This window comes from Mesorhizobium sp. KR1-2, assembly GCF_040045035.1.
Classification (GTDB): Bacteria; Pseudomonadota; Alphaproteobacteria; order Rhizobiales; family Rhizobiaceae; genus Pseudaminobacter.
The window spans coordinates 119,881-137,629 of record NZ_JBDZDS010000005.1 but is presented as its reverse complement, the minus strand read 5'-3'; the positions used below and the strand labels follow the sequence as shown (position 1 = coordinate 137,629).

Below are 17,749 nucleotides of genomic sequence, written 5' to 3'. Positions count from 1 at the left end.
CCTCTCCCCCGTCGAGCGGGGGAGAGGTGGTTTGCGAAGCAAACCGGAGTGGGGGTCGAATTCTAGACGTGATCCCCTGTGCACCGACCCGCGGGATCACGGCCCTCATACGATCAGGATGATGCCGGTGATCGCCAGCGCGGCCGTCCAGATAAGATCGAAGTTGATCCAGCCGCGCCGCAGGACCGAAAGGCCGAGCCACTCATAGACCGCAACCGCCATGGCGAGCGTCACGGCGAGCATGGCCGCAGTGTGCACGCCGACCGCGGCCAGCGCGATCGGCAGCGACCCGGCCGCCGTCAGCTCCCCCGCCGGACTTGCCGCGAGGCACAGGGGGATGAGCACCGGCACCAGCATGAGCCCGGCGCCATGGGCCGTCGCCATCAGGAACGACCAGACCCCAAGCCCGACCATGCCCGTCGTCATGCCGATGCGGACGCGGTGGCGGTGACCGTAGGCGAGGTAGTAGATCGCCCAGCCGACGAGCAGCGCGCCGGCCGTCATTTCAAGCAGACGCTCGTCGACGACGAAGCCGAGGGTGATCACCGCCATCGCCACCACGGCAATCGACGCAGCGTGCCCTATTGCAATGGGAATCAAGGACAAAAGCACCACCTTGCGGCTGCCCCTGTGCAGGCCGAGGGCAACTGCAAACAGCCAACCCATGGCGGGGTTGAGACCGTGAAAGGCGCCAAGGCCGGCAAGCACCAGCCAAGGCGTTAGTGAGACCATCCTACGAAACCGTCCCGTTCGACGTCATCGATCGTCAAGGATAGCAGTAGGAATCGGAAGAACAATCGCCGCCCTCCAGGCGCACCTGATGTGGCCGGCGGCCCTTCGGCCAGTCGACGAAGAAGTCCTCGTCGAACTTGATGCCGCCATTCTCCCCGACATCGAGCTTCACCATCCAGCCGTCGATGCCCTCGGGATAGAACTGCGGGTCGATGGCGCCGTAGAGGGAATTGGTGAAATAGACCCGCTTCCCGTCGCGGCTGATCTCCACCATCTGCGGGCCGCCATTGAGCGCGCCGTTCTGCGCCTTGGCATGCGATGCCCGGGAGACGATGCCGCCGATGCGCACCCTGCCGGTTTCCTTCGGGTTGAACGGGTCCGACACGTCGTACTGGATCATGTCTCCGGTGCCCCAGCAGGAGACGTAGAGGAAGCGGTCGTCCATCGACAGGTCGATGTCGGTCACCAGCGGCGCAACCGCCTTGAAGCCTTTCAGCACCGGCGGCAGCAGGTCGGGATCGGCCGGTTCGGCCGGGATCTCGATGATCTTCTTCACCGCCCATTTGTCGCCGTCGCGATACCAGGTCCAGATCGAGGCCGAGAGATCCTTGAGGCTGATGACGCAGCCGACGAAGCCGTAGGCCTTGGTGGGGTCATGGGCGGGGCGCAGCTCGAACACCAGCTGGTATTCCGGCCCCAGGTCGATCTCCTGCAGATGCTTGCGCTTGTGCAGGTCCCAGAAATGCAGCTTGCGCCCGTATTTGCTGCCCAGCAGGACTTCCGGCACGAGCCCGTTCTCGAATGTGTCCGGGGTTCCCCATTCGCTCGTCACCATCGTGTCGTAGCCGAGATGCCACCAGAAATCGTAGGCAAGCTTCTGCGGCCCTCGGTCCATCTCCCAACGGCCGAGAACGTCGAAGCTGTCGGGGTCGACCAGGAATATGCCGCCCGGCGCCTTGCCCTCGGCGTCGCCCAGCGCGTTCACATAGATGCCTTCCGGCCCGCAATGGACGGTGTGCAGGCGCGAATAGCCGGCCTTCTCGGCGATCTCTCCGGGCTCGATGACCTTCACGATCGTCGGGTTTTTGGGGTCCGGCTTGGTGTCCATGATATAGAGCCGCGACGAACGCAGACCCGGCACGACCAGATAGCGCCGTTCCATATGCGGGTGCGGCGCGTTGGGGCAAAGGCACGACGAACAGGCGTTCCAGCCGAAATGGTGCAGCTCGTCGCCCACATTCGGCATCTCGACCTGGCCGACGATCCGGGAATATGTCGATGACCCCGGATTTACGTCGACGACGGCGATCGCGTCGGGTTTCTTGCGGTCCGGATCGAAGGCCGCCACATAGGCCAGCATCTCCTTCGGTGCCTTGGCCGCCATTCTCGGCGAGGGATAGAAGGAAGGATCGGGTTGCCAGATTGCCATGATAAACCCTCCATCTCACAATGACGTTAGTCTTCTGCAGGTCCCCCGGAATTACTTTTGTGGTGATCTTCTCACTTGATCGGTGCTGTGTCCAATCAAGTCGTTTGTAGCCGACCGGCTTCCCTCATCATCAGAGCGAAGCGGCCCTCGGTTGAGGGCAGCCAAATCACGAATAATGCCAGCAGCTCAATCAACGATTTCCAGCAGAGCAGGAGGATGCTTAATCGCCCTGTATGTTCACGTTGATATGGCCGTTGTCGTACACTTGCACCTTAAGGTTCGGGTTGCCCTTCTGAACTTCGTATTCCACGCCGCGACCCATTTTCCAGTCATGGACGGAGGTCGTCTCGCCCCATCGGTTGGGCTTTGAACTGAAGAATTTGTCAGGATGATCGCTCGGGTCGCGCAAATTGAAATCGTAATAGTTCTTCCGATCCTGAAGAACGATATCTCGCGCGCTTGTTAACCGCTTCCCATCGTTGCCGTATTTGTCTTTATCGCTGATATGAGCGGTATAGCTATCTACCAGCTTCGGGGTAGCCGGCGTAGCTACCGGTTCGGCAATTTTCGTCGGCAAAACCGTAGTACTTTCTTGCTCGGGACGCTTGTCGGCCGTGCATGCAGAAACCAATGCAATTGCAAGAGCGATAGGTACAGAACCAATGCGATTCAAATTCTAAGCCTCCTCACCAGTACAAAAGCGCAAAGGACTAACCCGATTCCATGAGTCTGAATAGGGTTCCAAAAGTGCTATTTTCCCAGACGACACCTCAAGGCGGGAGCTAGCGGCTCGGCTAATCCTTCCCGTCCTCATTCGAGCTTTCTCGGTACGAATCGAACTCCACAATGGTTAAGCCCCTTTACTCGAACGACTTGCCAACGCGCACCACCTCAACGGGAGCTCAGACATGCGAAAGTTCGCCTCGATCTTGAGCGCCATGCTCTTCGCCACGCCCGCCCTGGCCCAGGTTCAGCCCTTCCCACCCGGCTTCAGGGCCGAAACGATCTCCACCAACGGTGCACAGATCTTCGTCCGGTTCGGCGGCCACGGACCAGCGGTGGTGCTTTTGCATGGCTATGGCGAAACCGGCGACATGTGGGCGCCGCTGGCCGCCCGGCTGGCGCGCGACCACACCGTGATCGTGCCGGATCTGCGCGGCATGGGTCTCTCTTCGCACCCGGCCGGTGGCTACGACAAGAAGACGCAAGGCGGGGATGTCGCCGGCGTGCTCGACGCGCTGAAGATCGGCACGGTGGAGATGGTCACCCACGACATCGGCAACATGGTCGGCTATGCCTTCGCGGCCGAACAGCCCGACCGAGTGACAAAATTCGTGCTCATGGATGCGCCAATTCCAGGCATCGGCCCCTGGGAGGAGATCCTGAAGAACCCATTGTTGTGGCATTTCCGCTTCGGCGGCCCCGACATGGAACGGCTGGTCGAGGGGCGCGAGCGCATCTATCTCGATCGCTTCTGGAATGAGTTTTCGGCCGATCCGAAGAGCTTCGACGAAGCTTCGCGTGCGCACTATGCCGCGCTCTATGCCAGGCCCGGAGCCATGCATTCCGGCTTCGAGCAGTTCAAGGCCTTTGATCAGGACACTGTCGACAACAGGGCGCTTCTGGCCAAGGGTCCGCTGCGGATGCCGATCCTTGCGATCGGAGGCGAGAAGTCATTCGGCCCAATGATGGCGGTGATCATGCGCGCCGCCGCCAGCAATGTCCAAGAGGTCGTCATTCCTCGTTCCGGGCACTGGTTGATGGAAGAGAATCCGACGGCCACGATCGAGGCCATCACAGAGTTCCTGCAATAGGCATGCCGAACACTCAACATGGCGTTTCCCGGACACTGCCGAAGCCGCTTATTCGATGATATTTGACGCTTTTTCGGAGGGGAATCTAAGTATTTGAAAGTCTTGGTACGCCCAAGGGGAATCGAACCCCTGTTTGCGCCGTGAGAGGGCGCCGTCCTGACCGCTAGACGATGGGCGCGTGTAAGACTTGCGCCATATAGGCGAGGCGTTTGGAAAACGCAACCGGGATTATCGCATTCTCCACAGGCGACGCTTTTGCCTGTGGCCGAAAAGCCTCGATCTCAGCGCCGGGGCTCGATCAGATCCCACAGATTCCCGTAAAGATCGGCGAACACCGCGACCGAGCCATAGGCTTCGTGGCGCGGCGCCTCGCGGAATTCCACGCCGGCCGCCAGCATCGACGCATGGTCGCGCGAAAAATCATCGGTCTCCAGGAACAGGAAGACGCGGCCGCCGGTCTGGTCGCCGATTCGCGACAGCTCGGCCTCGTCCTTGGCCTGCGCCAGCAGCAGGCGTGCGCCGTTGCCGCCGGCGGGGCCGACCGTCACCCAGCGCTTGCCACCGCCGAAGTCGATATTCTCGAAAAGCTCGAAGCCGAGCTTTTCCACGTACCAGGCGATCGCCTCGTCATAGTCGCGCACCACGAGCGCGACGGTCGCCATCTTGCGCGCCGGCGCGCTCACTGCGCCGTCACCACGAAGCGGCCGATCATGCGGCGCTCGGCGAAATCGTAGAGGAAGATGACACGGCTGCCGTCGGCAAGCTCGGCCTCGATCGAGATGCGGTTGCCCGACAGCGACTGCGAGACGATCCTGGCGCCCGCAGGCAAGGCGATGTCGCCCGACATGAAGGCCTGTTCGGAAGGCGACGGCACGACGGCGCCGCTGGTCGCGACCGGCGTCTCGGGCTTGGTGCCGGTTTTGTAGACAATCGCGGCCAGCACAGCCATAAGGGCGATGAACAGCAGGCCGAGATTGATGATGGCGAAGCGCACCAGCTTGCGGCGAACCTTTTCGACCGCGGGGTCCAACGGCTTTTCGTCTTCGTCGTGCAGGTTCGGCGATGCCATTATCTCAACGGTTCCGGATTATTGAAGCGCAATGAGCGACCCTGATAGCGAAGCTGGCGGCGTAATGAAAGAGTACAGCGCCGGCCCTGACGCCGCAGGCATGCGGCTCGACCAGTGGCTGGCCTCCGCGATCGGCCCGGATTTCTCGCGCAGCCGCGTCCAGACGCTGATCCGCCAGGGCGCGGTCGCGGTCAACGGCCAGGCCGTCACCGAGACCAAACGCAAGCTCGCCGAAGGCGATCTCGTCACCATGGAAATGCCCGAGCCGGAACCCGCCGAGCCGCTTGGAGAAAATATTCCGCTCGACATTCTTTATGAGGACGACCAGCTCATCGTCATCAACAAGCCGGCCGGCCTAGTCGTGCATCCCGGCGCCGGCAACTGGACCGGCACGCTGGTCAACGCGCTGATCCATCATTGCGGCGACAGCCTGTCGGGCATCGGCGGCGTGAAGCGGCCGGGCATCGTGCACCGGCTGGACAAGGACACGTCGGGCGTCATGGTGGTCGCCAAGACCGACAAAGCGCACAAGTCGCTGTCGGAGGCGTTTGCCGACCATGGCCGCGACGGCGACCTCGAGCGCGCCTATGTCGCGCTGGTGTGGAACATCCCCTCCCGCATGACCGGAACGATCGACGCCCCGCTCGGCCGCGCCGCCGACCGGGTGCGCCGCGCCGTGGTGCCCGAAACGCGTGACGACGCCCGCCACGCCGTCACCCACTACACCGTGCTCGAACGCTACGGCGAGGGGCAGAAACAGGCCGCCGAGGCCGCCCTGGTGGAATGCCGGCTGGAAACCGGCCGCACCCACCAGATCCGCGTCCACATGGCCCATATCGGCCACCCAGTCGTCGGCGACCCCGACTACGGCCTCGCCTTCCGCACCAAGGCCAACCGCCTGCCCGAGCCGCTCAAGGCGCTGGTCCAGGCCCTGCCCCGCCAGGCGCTGCACGCGCGGCTACTGGCATTTCGCCATCCGGATACCCATATGATCATGCGATTCGAGGCACCGTTGCCCGTGGACATTGCGGAGATCGTCGAGGGTTTCCGCAAGATGTGAAAACTTGACCGCGTTTGTTCACTTTGGCGTGACAATCTGTTTCACGTTGAACGAATGGGTGCTTTTCCCTTTTTGTTCCTTTATAAGGACGGTTGACGCCGGAGAGCATGAGGCGCCGGCGCCGCATGCCTGCCTGAATCAGGGGGCAGATCCTTAGTAGAGGGAGGGCGCTATCTATGGCCCAGACATTACCTAGCATTGTTTCCGGGGAAGGCGGCCTCGCCCGCTACCTGGAGGAAATCCGCCGCTTTCCGATGCTCCAGCCGCAGGAAGAGTACATGCTCGCCAAGCGGTACCAGGAGCATGAAGACACCACCGCCGCGCACAAGCTCGTCACCAGCCATCTGCGGCTCGTGGCCAAGATCGCCATGGGCTACCGTGGTTATGGCCTGCCCATCGGCGAGGTCATTTCGGAAGGCAATGTCGGCCTCATGCAGGCCGTGAAGAAATTCGAGCCCGAGCGCGGCTTCCGCCTGGCCACCTACGCGATGTGGTGGATCAAGGCCTCGATCCAGGAATATATCCTGCGTTCGTGGAGCCTCGTGAAGATGGGCACCACCGCCAACCAGAAGCGCTTGTTCTTCAACCTGCGCAAGGTGAAGGGCAAGATCCAGGCGCTGGAGGACGGCGACCTCAGGCCCGAGCAGATCGCCGAGATCGCGACGCGCCTCAACGTCAGCGAGGAAGAGGTCGTGTCGATGAACCGTCGCCTGTCGGGCGACGCATCGCTCAACGCACCGATCCGCGCCACCGAGGGCGAGTCCGGCGAATGGCAGGACTGGCTGGTCGACGACCATGACAGCCAGGAAGAGATGCTGATCGAGCAGGACGAGCTGGAAAACCGGCGCGGCATGCTCGCCGGCGCCCTGTCGGTGCTGAACGACCGCGAACGCCGCATCTTCGAGGCGCGCCGCCTTTCGGAAGAGCCGATGACGCTGGAAGAGCTTTCGAGCGAATTCGACATCAGCCGCGAGCGCGTCCGCCAGATCGAGGTCCGCGCCTTCGAGAAGGTGCAGGACGCCGTCAAGGCCGCCGCCAAGCGCCAGGCGCAGGCCCTGCGCACCATCGAGGCACAGCCCGCCGCCTGATTTTTGGCCCGCCGGCACCGGCCCGGAACTCACATAGACCAATCGCGTCGGCCACGGCCGGCGCGATTTTTTTTGGGGTCATGTTTGTCTCGACGTGGACAGAGCCTCCATATCTGGACCGCCGTGCTGGCGGCTCTGCCGAGGCATGGGTCCCCGGAACCTCCACACTTTGCTATCGCTCGTGCTCCGGCCCGAGGACGACGGAGGAATGGTGGCGGCGCAAGTCTTTGACGCCTGAGCTTGGTACCGCGCCTTGGCCGGGGCCTTGTAGCTCGCCTTGAATGTCGCGGTGACAGCTCAACTGCAGCAACGCTGCAGATTGGCCGGAAACCACCACCCATCCGTCGTCCTCGGGTCCGAAGCCCCGCAGGGGCGTAGGGTTCCGGGGACCCATGCCTCGCCGGTGGTGCAGCCAGAGCCGATCCAGAAAAGCGAGCCGGACTGGCACCGCGCAACATCGGCTTGCCCCGGATAACCAGGCAGCTAAACTCCCACAATGGGCCGGCGGGGATATGTCTACATTCTTACGTCGCAGAAGAACGGCACGCTCTACATCGGCGTGACATCCGATCTGGCCGGCCGCCTTCAGCAACACCGAACCGGCACCGGCTCGAAATTTGCGACTCGCTACGGCGTCATGCGGCTGGTCTGGTTCGACGAGTATGAGCTGGTCACCGACGCCATCGCGCGGGAGAAGATACTCAAGAAGTGGCCGCGCCAGTGGAAGATCAACCTGATCGAGGAGCATAACCCGCACTGGCATGACATTGCATGGCACCTGCTTTGAGGTGTTGCGGGCGCGACTGGTGTTTCCGGACCGTGGTGCCGACGGTGCCGGCTCGCTTTCTGGACCGGCTCTGGCTGCATGACGGGCGAGGCATGGGTCCCCGGAACCCTACGCCCCTGCGGGGCTTCGGGCCCGAGGACGACGGAGGAGAAAAAACGCCTGCGCAAATCTTCGACGCCGCAGCCTGGTATCGCGTTTTGGCCGGAGCTCGGTACCCCCTTGGCTGGAATTCGGTATCTCGCCTTGTATGTCGCCGTGAGAGCTCAATGGCGGCAGCAACTGCAGCAACGCTGCAGATTGGCCGGAAACCACCCCCTCCGTCGTCCTCGGGCCGGAGTACGAGCGCAGCGAAGTGCGGAGGTTCCGGGGACCCATGCCTCGCCGGTGGTGCAGCCAAAGCCGGTCCAGCAAGCGAACCGGGCTGGCACCGCACAGCTATCATCTAGCCCCAGCTTGCCTCGGATAGCGAGGCCTCGCCTGCTTCCGGGGCACGGTGCCAGCAGCCCGAGGACGAACAGGCGACGAACGCCTACCCCTTCCGCACCGCCAGTTTCTCGGCAAGGTCTTCCATGCGCTGGGCAAGGGCGGAGAGCGCGCCGGTCAGCGCGGCATCGTTCTTGTCGGCCTTGGTGAGCGCGTCGTCGCGGGTCTTGCGCAGGGTGTTGACCTCGCTCTCCATGCCCTGCACCCGCTTGCGCAGCTCCGACAGCTCGTCCATCACCATGATGCCGGCCATCACCGTCAGCCGCAGGTCGCCGATCTCTCCGAAGGACTCCTTCAGGTGGGTGACATAGAGGTCGAAGCTCTGCGCGAGGTCGATCAGGTGCTCCTCCTGCCCCTCGTCGCAGGCCATGCGATAGGCCTTGCCGTCGATCGTGACCGTCACTTGCGCCATGGCACCTACCTGTCAAGCACCGCGCGGATCGTCTCCATCGCGGTCACCAGCCTGCGCGAAACCTCCTTGTTGGCTTCCTCCAGCCGCTCGGCGCGCGCTTCAGAATTGTCGAGTTCCTGCGCGAGCCGGCTGCGGTCGGCGTTCATGCGCTGCACCTCGGCCTCGGCCTCGCTGTAGTCCTGCTCATGCTCCAGCCGTGCGGCGACGCTGTGCTCCAGCGCCTCCATGGCCCTACCGAGCCGGCTGATAACCTCTTTGAGAGTGGTTTCCCCGGTCATGGCACCGTCAAAACTCCTGCCCATCACCGAATCGCTCACGTTCCGAACGACTTACCTGAGAAACATTAGGCTTCGCGCAAACGCGACGTCAACAAAGCGATTCGGGCTTTCCCCTGCTATCGTGCCTCATCTCGCCGCAGCGCCCCCGAGTCCCCATCGAAAAGCCGGTGCTTTGGTTGACTCATTCGGCGTGCCTGCTATGTGTCCCCTGCTTTTTTACGGGGGCGCAGGCCCCAAAAATCAAGGCTTGGCGAGCAATCATGACCTCACGCGAAAAACACGACCGGATGGCCAATGCGATCCGCTTTCTGTCTATGGATGCCGTCGAGAAGGCGAACTCCGGCCATCCCGGCCTGCCCATGGGCGCCGCCGACATCGCCACCGTGCTCTACACGCGCTTCCTGAAGCACGATCCGAAGAACCCGCACTGGGCCGACCGCGACCGTTTCGTGCTGTCGGCCGGCCACGGCTCGATGCTGCTCTACTCGCTGCTCTACCTGACCGGCTACGAGGACATCTCCCTCGACCAGATCAAGAATTTCCGCCAGCTCGGCTACCGCACCGCCGGCCATCCCGAATTCGGCCACGCCGCCGGCATCGAGACGACCACCGGCCCGCTCGGCCAGGGCATCGCCAACGCGGTCGGCATGGCGCTGGCCGAACGCATGCTCAACGCCAAGTTCGGCGACGAGCTGGTCGACCACTACACCTACGTCCTGTCGGGCGACGGCTGCCTGATGGAAGGCATCAGCCAGGAAGCCATCGCCCTGGCCGGCCATCTCAAGCTCAACAAGCTGATCGTTATGTGGGATGACAACAACATCTCCATCGACGGCCCGCTGTCGCTGACCGACTCCACCGACCAGCTCGCGCGCTTCGCCGCCTCCGGCTGGAACACCGCCCGCGTCGACGGCCACGATCCCGAAGCGATCGCCGCCGCCATCGAAGCGGCCCGTAGCTCCGACCGCCCGACCATGATCGCCTGCAAGACCACCATCGGCTTCGGCGCGCCCACCAAGGCCGGCACCAGCAAGGTCCATGGCTCGCCGCTCGGCGCCGAGGAAATCGCCGGCGCGCGCAAGGCGCTGGGCTGGGACTACGCGCCGTTCGAGGTGCCGTCGGACATTCTCGACGCCTGGCGCGTCTCGGGCCTCAACGCCTGCAAGAAGCGCAAGGAGTGGGAGGCTCGCCTCGCCGAGGCCGACGCCGAGATCCGCGCCGAGTTCGAGCGCCGCATGGGCGGCGACCTGCCGGGCAACTTCGATGCGGTGGTCGCCGAGTACAAGCAGAAGCTCGCCACCGACAAGCCGAAGGTCGCCACCCGCAAGTCTTCGGAGATGGCGCTGGAAGTCATCAACGCCGTGGTCCCCGAGACGATCGGCGGCTCGGCCGACCTCACCGGCTCCAACAACACCAAGACCAGCCAGACCAAGCCGGTCGTCCCCGGCGACTACAGCGGCCGCTATGTCTATTACGGCATCCGCGAGCACGGCATGGCGGCAGCCATGAACGGCATGACCCTGCATGGCGGCATCATCCCCTATGGCGGCACCTTCCTGACCTTCTCGGACTATGCCCGCCCGGCCATGCGCCTCGCCTCGCTGATGGGCATCCGCTCCATCTTCGTCATGACGCATGACTCCATCGGCCTCGGCGAAGACGGCCCCACCCACCAGCCGGTCGAGCACCTCGCCGCGCTGCGCGCCATCCCCAACCACAACGTGTTCCGCCCGGCCGACGCCATGGAAGCGGCGGAGTGCTGGCAGCTGGCGCTGCAGTCGACCAAGACCCCGTCGACGCTCGCGCTCACCCGCCAGAACCTGCCGGCGGTACGCACCGAATATGTCGAGGAAAACCTCTGCGCCTACGGCGCCTACGAGCTGGCAACGGCCGATGGCGAGGCAGAAGTGACCATCTTCGCCACCGGCTCCGAGGTCGAGATCGCGCTTGCCGCGCGCGACCAGCTGCAGGCACGCGGCCATCCGGCCCGCGTCGTCTCGGTGCCGTGCTTCGAGCTGTTCGAGCAGCAGAGCGACACCTACAAGGCCGCCCTCATCGGCAACGCCCCGGTCAAGATCGCCATCGAGGCGGCGATCCGCTTGGGCTGGGACCGCTTCATCGGCGTCGACGGCATCTTCATCGGCATGCACGGCTTCGGCGCCAGCGCGCCCATCGAGAAGCTCTATCCGCATTTCGGCATCACCGCCGAGGCTGCGGCAGAGGCCGCCGAGGCGCGCCTGAACAAGAAGTCGAACTGATTTTTCGCTCCCAGGGAGAAACACAAATGACCGTCAGAGTAGCCATCAACGGGTTCGGCCGCATCGGCCGCAACATCCTGCGCGCCATCTACGAATCCGGCCGCAAGGACATCGAGGTCGTCGCCATCAACGACCTCGGCCCGGTCGAGACCAACGCGCACCTGCTGCGCTACGATTCCGTTCATGGCCGCTTCCCGCACGAGGTGAAGGTCGACGGCGACCACATCGTCATCGGCTCGAACAAGATCAAGGTCACCGCGATCAAGGATCCGGCGCAGCTGCCGCACGCGGAACTCGGCGTCGACATCGCGCTCGAGTGCACCGGCATCTTCACCTCGAAGGAGAAGGCCTCCGCCCATCTCACCGCCGGCGCCAAGCGCGTCATCGTCTCGGCTCCGGCCGACGGCGCCGACCTCACCGTCGTCTACGGCGTCAACCACGACAAGATCTGCAAGGATCACGTCGTCATTTCCAACGCGTCGTGCACCACCAACTGCCTGGCGCCGGTGGCCATGGTCCTCAACAATGCCTTCGGCATCGAGAAGGGCTTCATGACGACCGTGCACGCCTATACCGGCGACCAGCCGACGCTGGACACTATGCACAAGGATCTCTACCGCGCCCGCGCCGCGGCCATGTCGATGATCCCGACCTCGACGGGTGCGGCCAAGGCCGTCGGCCTGGTGCTGCCGGAACTGAAGGGCAAGCTCGACGGCGTGTCGATCCGCGTGCCGACCCCGAACGTCTCGGTCATCGACTTCAAGTTCGTGTCCAAGAAGCCGGTCACCGTCGACGAGGTCAACGCCGTGCTGGTGGCGGCCGCCGACGGCCCGCTCAAGGGCATCCTCGCCTACACCGAGGAGCCGCTCGTTTCGGTCGACCTCAACCACAACCCGGCCTCGTCCACCTTCGCGCTCGACCAGACCAAGGTGATCGACGGCAACCTCGTGCGCGTGATGTCCTGGTACGACAACGAGTGGGGCTTCTCCAACCGCATGGCCGACACCGCCGTCGCCCTCGGCAAGGTCATCGCCTGACCCGATCCGCGGCAGTCGCCCTGGTATCTTCGACGCCCGGCTCAGGCCGGGCGTTTCCGTTTCCGGCCCGAAATATTTCCTGACAGGCCAAAAAAGTGCATTCCCAAGAATGACTTTGCTTGCGCGCGGCCATGTCTTCGCCTCACTGTAGGAGAATTCACCCACCAGGGATGTCAGGGGAAATGCGCCGTCAATGGATCAGGCAATCTATCTTGCGACACTGGTCGGTACAGCACTGGTGCTCGCGGCGGCGTTCTCGAGCCTGATCGCCTTCCGCTTCGGCGCACCGCTGCTGTTGCTGTTCCTCGGCATCGGCCTGCTGGCCGGTGCAAACGGCCTCGGCCTGCAGTTCGACAATGCCGGCGTCGCCTATTTCGTCGGCTCGCTCGCGCTGGCGATCATCCTGTTCGATTCGGGCTTCGGCACATCCGTCAGCGTGCTCAGACAGGCCGGCATGCCCGCCTTGACGCTTGCGACGGTGGGCGTGGCGCTGACGGCCGTCATCTTCGGCGTGACGAGTCGTTTCCTGACCGGCTTCACCTGGATGGAATCCTTCCTGCTCGGCGCCACCGTGGCCTCCACCGACGCGGCGGCGGTGTTCTTCCTGCTGCGCGCCGGCAACATCAACCTGCGTGAACGCGTGCGCTCGACGCTGGAAATCGAATCCGGCACCAACGACCCGATCGCCATCTTCCTGACCCTGACGCTGGTCGAACTCATCGCCATCGGCGGCAATCCCGAGGCCAAGGTGCTGTTCACCGACCTGGTCCTGGGCTTCTTCATCACCATGGGCCTCGGCGCTGCCGTCGGCATGCTGGGCGGCTTCGTCATCGCGCGGCTTGTCGAATGGCTCAATCTCGACCGCGGCCTGGTGCCGATCTTCGTTCTGACCCTGTCGCTGCTTGTCTTCGCCGCCGCCGGCGCCATCGGCGGCTCGGGCTTCCTCGCGGTCTATATGGCCGGCCTTGTCGCCGGCAATTCCGGCATGCGCGCCCAGGCAGCGCTCAAGCGCTTCCAGAGCGGCATGTCGTGGCTGGCCCAGATCATCATGTTCCTGGTGCTGGGCCTGTTCGCCACGCCGTCGCAGTTTCCCGCCATCCTGCTCGGCGCTATCGTGCTCGGCCTGTTCCTGATCCTGATTGCCCGCCCCGTCGCCGTGTGGCTGTGCCTGAAGCCCTTCGCGCTGCCCCACGCCGAGGTCACCTTCATCTCCTGGGTCGGCCTGCGCGGCGCGGTCTCCATCCTGCTGGCCATCACGCCGCTGCTGGCGGGGCTGGAACACGGCCGCGCCATCTTCAACACCGCCTTCATCATCGTGCTGGTCTCGCTCGTCGTGCAGGGCTGGACGGTCGGCCCGCTCGCCCGCCGCCTCGGTCTCATCGTGCCCCACCGCGCCGGCCCGATCGAGAAGGTCGAGCTGGAACTGCCGGGCTCGGCCCACCACGAGCTCGTCAGCTATCGCGTCGTGCCGGGCAGCCCCGTCCTGCGCGGCGAGCGCCTGCCCCGCTGGGCCCGCCCCTCGCTGGTGGTGCGTGAAGGCCGCTCGATGAAGTTCCCGGACTTCGGCAAGCTGGTGGCGGGCGACCGCGTCTACATCTTCGTCCACGACCGCTACCCGGCGCTGCTCGACCGGCTGTTCACCAGCCGCGTCGATGTCGATCCGGAGGATGCCGAGTTCTTCGGCGCCTTCGCCGTCGATCCCGACCGCCCGGCCGCGGATCTGGAAGCCGCCTACGAGCCGGGCCTCACCGAGGCCGAACTGAAGATGACCATCGGCGAGCTCTTTCTGTCGCGCTTCGGCGGCCACGTCGAATATGCCGACCGCCTCACTCTCGGCCCGATCGAGCTCATCGTCCGCGACATGGACGAGAACGGCAGGATCACCGGCGTCGGCCTTTCCTTCGAGCCGAGCCAGCCGCAACCGCTGATGCCGGAGGGCCTGCGCGCGCGCATGCACTGGCTCTTCGACCGCCTGCGTGGCAAAGCTTCCGGCACCGACGCCCAACGCGAAGTCTAAGCCGGCTCACGGCCGCTGCGATTCGTCGCGCTGGCTAGGCCAAAGGCCAACCTTGCATCCGGCGCGCACCGCGATAAGGTTTCGCCATTTTCATCTAGGAGAGAATTGCCCATGGCCGGTTTCAAGACGCTCGACGACCTGGGGGAGGTCAAGGGCAAGCGTGTCCTCGTGCGCGTGGACCTCAACGTCCCCGTCGCCGACGGCAAGGTCAGTGACGCCACCCGCATCGAGCGCGTCGCGCCGACCATCAAGGACCTGTCCGGCCGCGGCGCCAAGGTCATCCTGCTCGCCCATTTCGGCCGGCCCAAGGACGGGCCCGATGCGGCCCTGTCGCTGGCGCCCATCGCCGAGGCCACCGCGCAGGTGCTCGGCCACGCCGTCGCCTTCGCCACCGACTGCGTCGGCGATACCGCCGCCAAGGCCATCGCCACCATGAAGGACGGCGACGTGCTGCTCCTGGAGAACACCCGCTTCTACAAGGGCGAAGAGAAGAACGACGCCGAATTCACGAAGGCGCTTGCCGCTGGCGGCGACATCTATGTCAACGACGCCTTCTCGGCCGCGCACCGCGCGCACTCTTCCACCGAGGGCCTGGCACGCCTGATGCCGGCCTATGCCGGCCGCACCATGCAGGCCGAGCTCGAGGCGCTGGAAAAGGGTCTCGGCAATCCGGTCCGCCCTGTGGTGGCGATCGTCGGCGGCGCCAAGGTCTCGACCAAGATCGACCTCCTGATGAACCTCGTGAAGAAGGTTGACGCGCTGGTCATCGGCGGCGGCATGGCCAACACCTTCCTGGCCGCGCGCGGCACCGATGTCGGCAAGTCGCTGTGCGAGCACGACCTCGCCCCCACCGCCAAGCAGATCATGATCGAGGCCGCGCAGTCGGGCTGCGCCATCGTCCTGCCGTCCGACGGCGTGGTGGCGCGCGAGTTCAAGGCCAACGCCGCCAACGAGACCGTGGGCATCGAGCAGGTTCCGGCCGACGCCATGATCCTCGACGTCGGCCCCAAGACGGTCGAGGCCGTCAACCAGTGGATCGACCGCGCCGCGACGCTGGTCTGGAACGGCCCGCTCGGCGCCTTCGAGATCGCGCCCTTCGACCGCGCCACGGTGTCGGCGGCAAAGCATGCGGCCGCCCGCAGCAAGGAGGGCAAGCTGGTCTCCGTCGCCGGCGGCGGCGACACGGTCGCGGCCCTCAACCATGCCGGCGTGGCCGACGATTTCACCTATGTCTCGACCGCCGGCGGCGCCTTCCTGGAATGGATGGAAGGCAAGGCGCTCCCCGGCGTCGAAGTTCTCAAGAAATAAGCTTTTGACTTTCGCCCCTTTCGAGGGGCGAAATGCTTTATCGGGGGACCGTCCAGACTTTCAATCGATTCAAGCATTTGACCGCCGTTCCGTTGTGCACATACTTCTGTTATGCGCCCCTCGAACGACACTAGGAGGGTTTCATGAGCGAACGTCTCGAAGACATCGCCGCCGCTATGGTGGCAAGCGGCAAGGGTATTCTGGCCGCCGACGAAAGCAGCGGCACGATCAAGAAGCGCTTCGACGTGATCGGCGTCGAATCCACCGCCGACTCGCGCCGCGACTACCGCGAGCTGCTTTTCCGCTCGACCAACGCGATGAAGAACTACATCTCGGGCGTCATCCTCTATGACGAGACGATCCGTCAGAAGGCCGCCGACGGCACCCCGCTGGTCGATCTCATCAAGGCCACCGGCGCTATCCCCGGCATCAAGGTCGACGCCGGCGCCAAGCCGCTGATCGGCTTCCCGGGCGACACCATCACCGAAGGCCTCGACGGCCTGCGCGAGCGCCTGGCCGACTACTACAAGCTCGGTGCCCGCTTCGCCAAATGGCGCGCCGTGATCGACATCGACACGACGAAGAACGTGCCGTCGCGCTACACCATCGACGCCAACACCCAGGCGCTGGCCCGCTATGCGGCGCTGTGCCAGGAAGCCGGCATCGTGCCGATCGTCGAGCCGGAAGTGCTGATGGACGGCGCCCACGACATCGACACCTGCTACGACGTCACCCGCGCCACGCTGGTCAAGCTCTACGACGCGCTCTACGACGCCCGCGTGAAGCTCGAAGGCTCGATCCTGAAGCCCAACATGGTCATCGCCGGCAAGAAGTCGGGCAGCAAGAACTCGCCCGAGGAAATCGCCGAGAAGACGCTGCGCCTGTTCCGCGAGACGGTGCCGGTCGCCGTGCCGGGCATCGCCTTCCTGTCGGGCGGCCAGTCCGACGAGGAAGCGACCGCCAACCTCAACGCCATCAACGCCGCCGGCGCGCAGCCGTGGAAGCTCACCTTCTCCTACGGCCGCGCCCTGCAGGCCGCCCCGCAGAAGGCCTGGAGCGGCAAGGCCGAGAACGTCGCCGCCGCGCAGGCCGCCTTCGCCCACCGCGCCCACATGAACAGCCTTGCCACGCTCGGCAAGTGGCAGGGCGCGCTGGAAAAGGCGGCGTAAGCCGAACCTACCGGAACATCAGGAAGGCCCCGTCTCGCGCGGGGCTTTTTCTTTGGGCGATAGGAGTGAAGCAGCCCTCCGCGACGAGCGTCTCGGATGGTGGTTAGGCAACAGTCTGCTTTTGTGCGTGGCGGGCGAGAAAGAGCACTTCTGATAATTGGCCACGGCACCAAGCGGGTGGCCGGATTGTAGCCCGCTTCATTTCCACGTACCCTCGGCAGCGTCCGAGGCGGTAGCGAGGAGAAGATCCCCTATGGCGAGGCTCGTCTTTGCATTGAATCAGTCGCTGGACGGCTATGTCGACCACATGGCATTTGCGCCCGATCCTGTGCTTTTTCGTCATTTCATCGATGACGTGCGCGGCCTGTCCGGCACCGTATACGGTCGCCGCATGTACGAGGTGATGCGGTATTGGGACGAGGATCGTTCCGAGTGGGACGAGGCGGAACGAGACTATGGGGCGGCGTGGCGGAGCCAACCGAAGTGGGTCGTGTCGCGCTCGCTGAAGTCGGTTGGCCCGAACGCCACTCTTGTCAACGATGATGTAGAGGCGGCGATACGCGGGCTGAAAGCTCGGCTCGATGGGGAGATTGAAGTTTCCGGACCGGAACTGGCGGCAGGCCTGGCCGAAATGGGTCTTGTCGACGAGTATCGATTGTATCTCCATCCCGTCGTGCTCGGCGGCGGCAAACCGTTATTCGCCGGGCCGCGGCCCCGACTGCGCCTCGTGGCGAGCGATCGTATCGGCGAGGACGTGATCAGGTTGACATACGTTCCAGCACAGTAGGGGACAAGCCCCGTCTCGCGC

Annotated in this window: 17 protein-coding genes and 1 tRNA gene; 10 read left to right on the top strand and 8 right to left on the bottom strand. The window is 64.4% G+C overall.

The window, feature by feature from the left end:
* Positions 1–105: 105 nt before the first annotated feature.
* From ABLE85_RS12325 to ABLE85_RS12315, 3 genes are all read right to left on the bottom strand, one after another.
* Positions 106–732: a hypothetical protein gene (locus ABLE85_RS12325; RefSeq protein ID WP_348793021.1), complete on the bottom strand. Its 627-nt coding sequence runs from the start codon at positions 730–732 to the stop codon at positions 106–108.
* A gap of 34 nt (positions 733–766) precedes the next feature.
* Positions 767–2,161, bottom strand: a complete 1,395-nt coding sequence (locus ABLE85_RS12320) for a selenium-binding family protein (protein WP_348793020.1) — start codon at positions 2,159–2,161, stop codon at positions 767–769.
* Between the two features lie 220 nt (positions 2,162–2,381).
* Positions 2,382–2,834, bottom strand: a complete 453-nt coding sequence (locus ABLE85_RS12315) for a hypothetical protein (protein WP_348793019.1) — start codon at positions 2,832–2,834, stop codon at positions 2,382–2,384.
* 235 nt (positions 2,835–3,069) lie between these two features.
* On the opposite strand from ABLE85_RS12315, the gene ABLE85_RS12310 reads away from it, so the two are divergent.
* On the top strand, positions 3,070–3,975 hold the full coding sequence (locus tag ABLE85_RS12310) for an alpha/beta hydrolase (RefSeq protein ID WP_348793018.1): 906 nt from the start codon (positions 3,070–3,072) through the stop codon (positions 3,973–3,975).
* A 103-nt stretch (positions 3,976–4,078) separates the two neighbouring features.
* On the opposite strand, the gene ABLE85_RS12305 is transcribed toward ABLE85_RS12310, so the two are convergent.
* From ABLE85_RS12305 to ABLE85_RS12295, 3 genes are all read right to left on the bottom strand, one after another.
* Positions 4,079–4,153: transfer RNA gene (locus tag ABLE85_RS12305), tRNA-Glu, on the bottom strand.
* Between the two features lie 103 nt (positions 4,154–4,256).
* Positions 4,257–4,637 carry a VOC family protein gene (locus tag ABLE85_RS12300; RefSeq protein WP_348793210.1) on the bottom strand — a complete coding sequence of 127 codons (381 nt, stop codon included), beginning with the start codon at positions 4,635–4,637 and terminating at the stop codon, positions 4,257–4,259.
* 17 nt (positions 4,638–4,654) lie between these two features.
* Positions 4,655–5,044: a fimbrial protein gene (locus ABLE85_RS12295; RefSeq protein ID WP_348793017.1), complete on the bottom strand. Its 390-nt coding sequence runs from the start codon at positions 5,042–5,044 to the stop codon at positions 4,655–4,657.
* A 31-nt stretch (positions 5,045–5,075) separates the two neighbouring features.
* On the opposite strand from ABLE85_RS12295, the gene ABLE85_RS12290 reads away from it, so the two are divergent.
* The 3 genes from ABLE85_RS12290 to ABLE85_RS12280 all read left to right on the top strand — a co-directional run bounded on the left by ABLE85_RS12290 (position 5,076) and on the right by ABLE85_RS12280 (position 7,979).
* Positions 5,076–6,104, top strand: a complete 1,029-nt coding sequence (locus ABLE85_RS12290; RefSeq protein ID WP_348793016.1) for an RluA family pseudouridine synthase — start codon at positions 5,076–5,078, stop codon at positions 6,102–6,104.
* Positions 6,105–6,280: 176 nt separating this feature from the next.
* Positions 6,281–7,192 (top strand): RNA polymerase sigma factor RpoH, encoded by a 912-nt coding sequence (gene rpoH / locus ABLE85_RS12285; protein ID WP_348793015.1) that lies wholly within the window; start codon positions 6,281–6,283, stop codon positions 7,190–7,192.
* Between the two features lie 496 nt (positions 7,193–7,688).
* Entirely contained in the window at positions 7,689–7,979 is a 291-nt protein-coding gene (locus ABLE85_RS12280) for a GIY-YIG nuclease family protein (RefSeq protein WP_348793014.1), read from the top strand.
* A gap of 529 nt (positions 7,980–8,508) precedes the next feature.
* Here ABLE85_RS12280 and ABLE85_RS12275 read toward each other — a convergent pair.
* Together ABLE85_RS12275 and ABLE85_RS12270 are read right to left on the bottom strand one after the other, a co-directional pair.
* Positions 8,509–8,874, bottom strand: coding sequence for a cell division protein ZapA (locus tag ABLE85_RS12275; protein WP_348793013.1), 366 nt, complete (start codon positions 8,872–8,874; stop codon positions 8,509–8,511).
* Between the two features lie 5 nt (positions 8,875–8,879).
* Positions 8,880–9,152 carry a DUF4164 domain-containing protein gene (locus ABLE85_RS12270; RefSeq protein ID WP_348793012.1) on the bottom strand — a complete coding sequence of 91 codons (273 nt, stop codon included), beginning with the start codon at positions 9,150–9,152 and terminating at the stop codon, positions 8,880–8,882.
* 260 nt (positions 9,153–9,412) lie between these two features.
* On the opposite strand from ABLE85_RS12270, the gene tkt reads away from it, so the two are divergent.
* The 6 genes from tkt (at position 9,413) to ABLE85_RS12240 (ending at position 17,728) form a co-directional block, all read left to right on the top strand.
* A complete protein-coding gene (gene tkt / locus ABLE85_RS12265) occupies positions 9,413–11,410 on the top strand; it encodes a transketolase (RefSeq protein ID WP_348793011.1) in 1,998 nt (665 codons plus the stop codon).
* 26 nt (positions 11,411–11,436) lie between these two features.
* Positions 11,437–12,447, top strand: coding sequence for a type I glyceraldehyde-3-phosphate dehydrogenase (gene gap, locus ABLE85_RS12260; RefSeq protein WP_348793010.1), 1,011 nt, complete (start codon positions 11,437–11,439; stop codon positions 12,445–12,447).
* Between the two features lie 193 nt (positions 12,448–12,640).
* A complete protein-coding gene (locus ABLE85_RS12255) occupies positions 12,641–14,464 on the top strand; it encodes a potassium/proton antiporter (protein WP_348793009.1) in 1,824 nt (607 codons plus the stop codon).
* A gap of 111 nt (positions 14,465–14,575) precedes the next feature.
* Positions 14,576–15,772: a phosphoglycerate kinase gene (locus ABLE85_RS12250; RefSeq protein WP_348793008.1), complete on the top strand. Its 1,197-nt coding sequence runs from the start codon at positions 14,576–14,578 to the stop codon at positions 15,770–15,772.
* Positions 15,773–15,915: 143 nt separating this feature from the next.
* Positions 15,916–16,941: a class I fructose-bisphosphate aldolase gene (locus ABLE85_RS12245; protein ID WP_348793007.1), complete on the top strand. Its 1,026-nt coding sequence runs from the start codon at positions 15,916–15,918 to the stop codon at positions 16,939–16,941.
* Positions 16,942–17,194: 253 nt separating this feature from the next.
* Entirely contained in the window at positions 17,195–17,728 is a 534-nt protein-coding gene (locus tag ABLE85_RS12240) for a dihydrofolate reductase family protein (protein ID WP_348793006.1), read from the top strand.
* Positions 17,729–17,749: the final 21 nt, after the last annotated feature.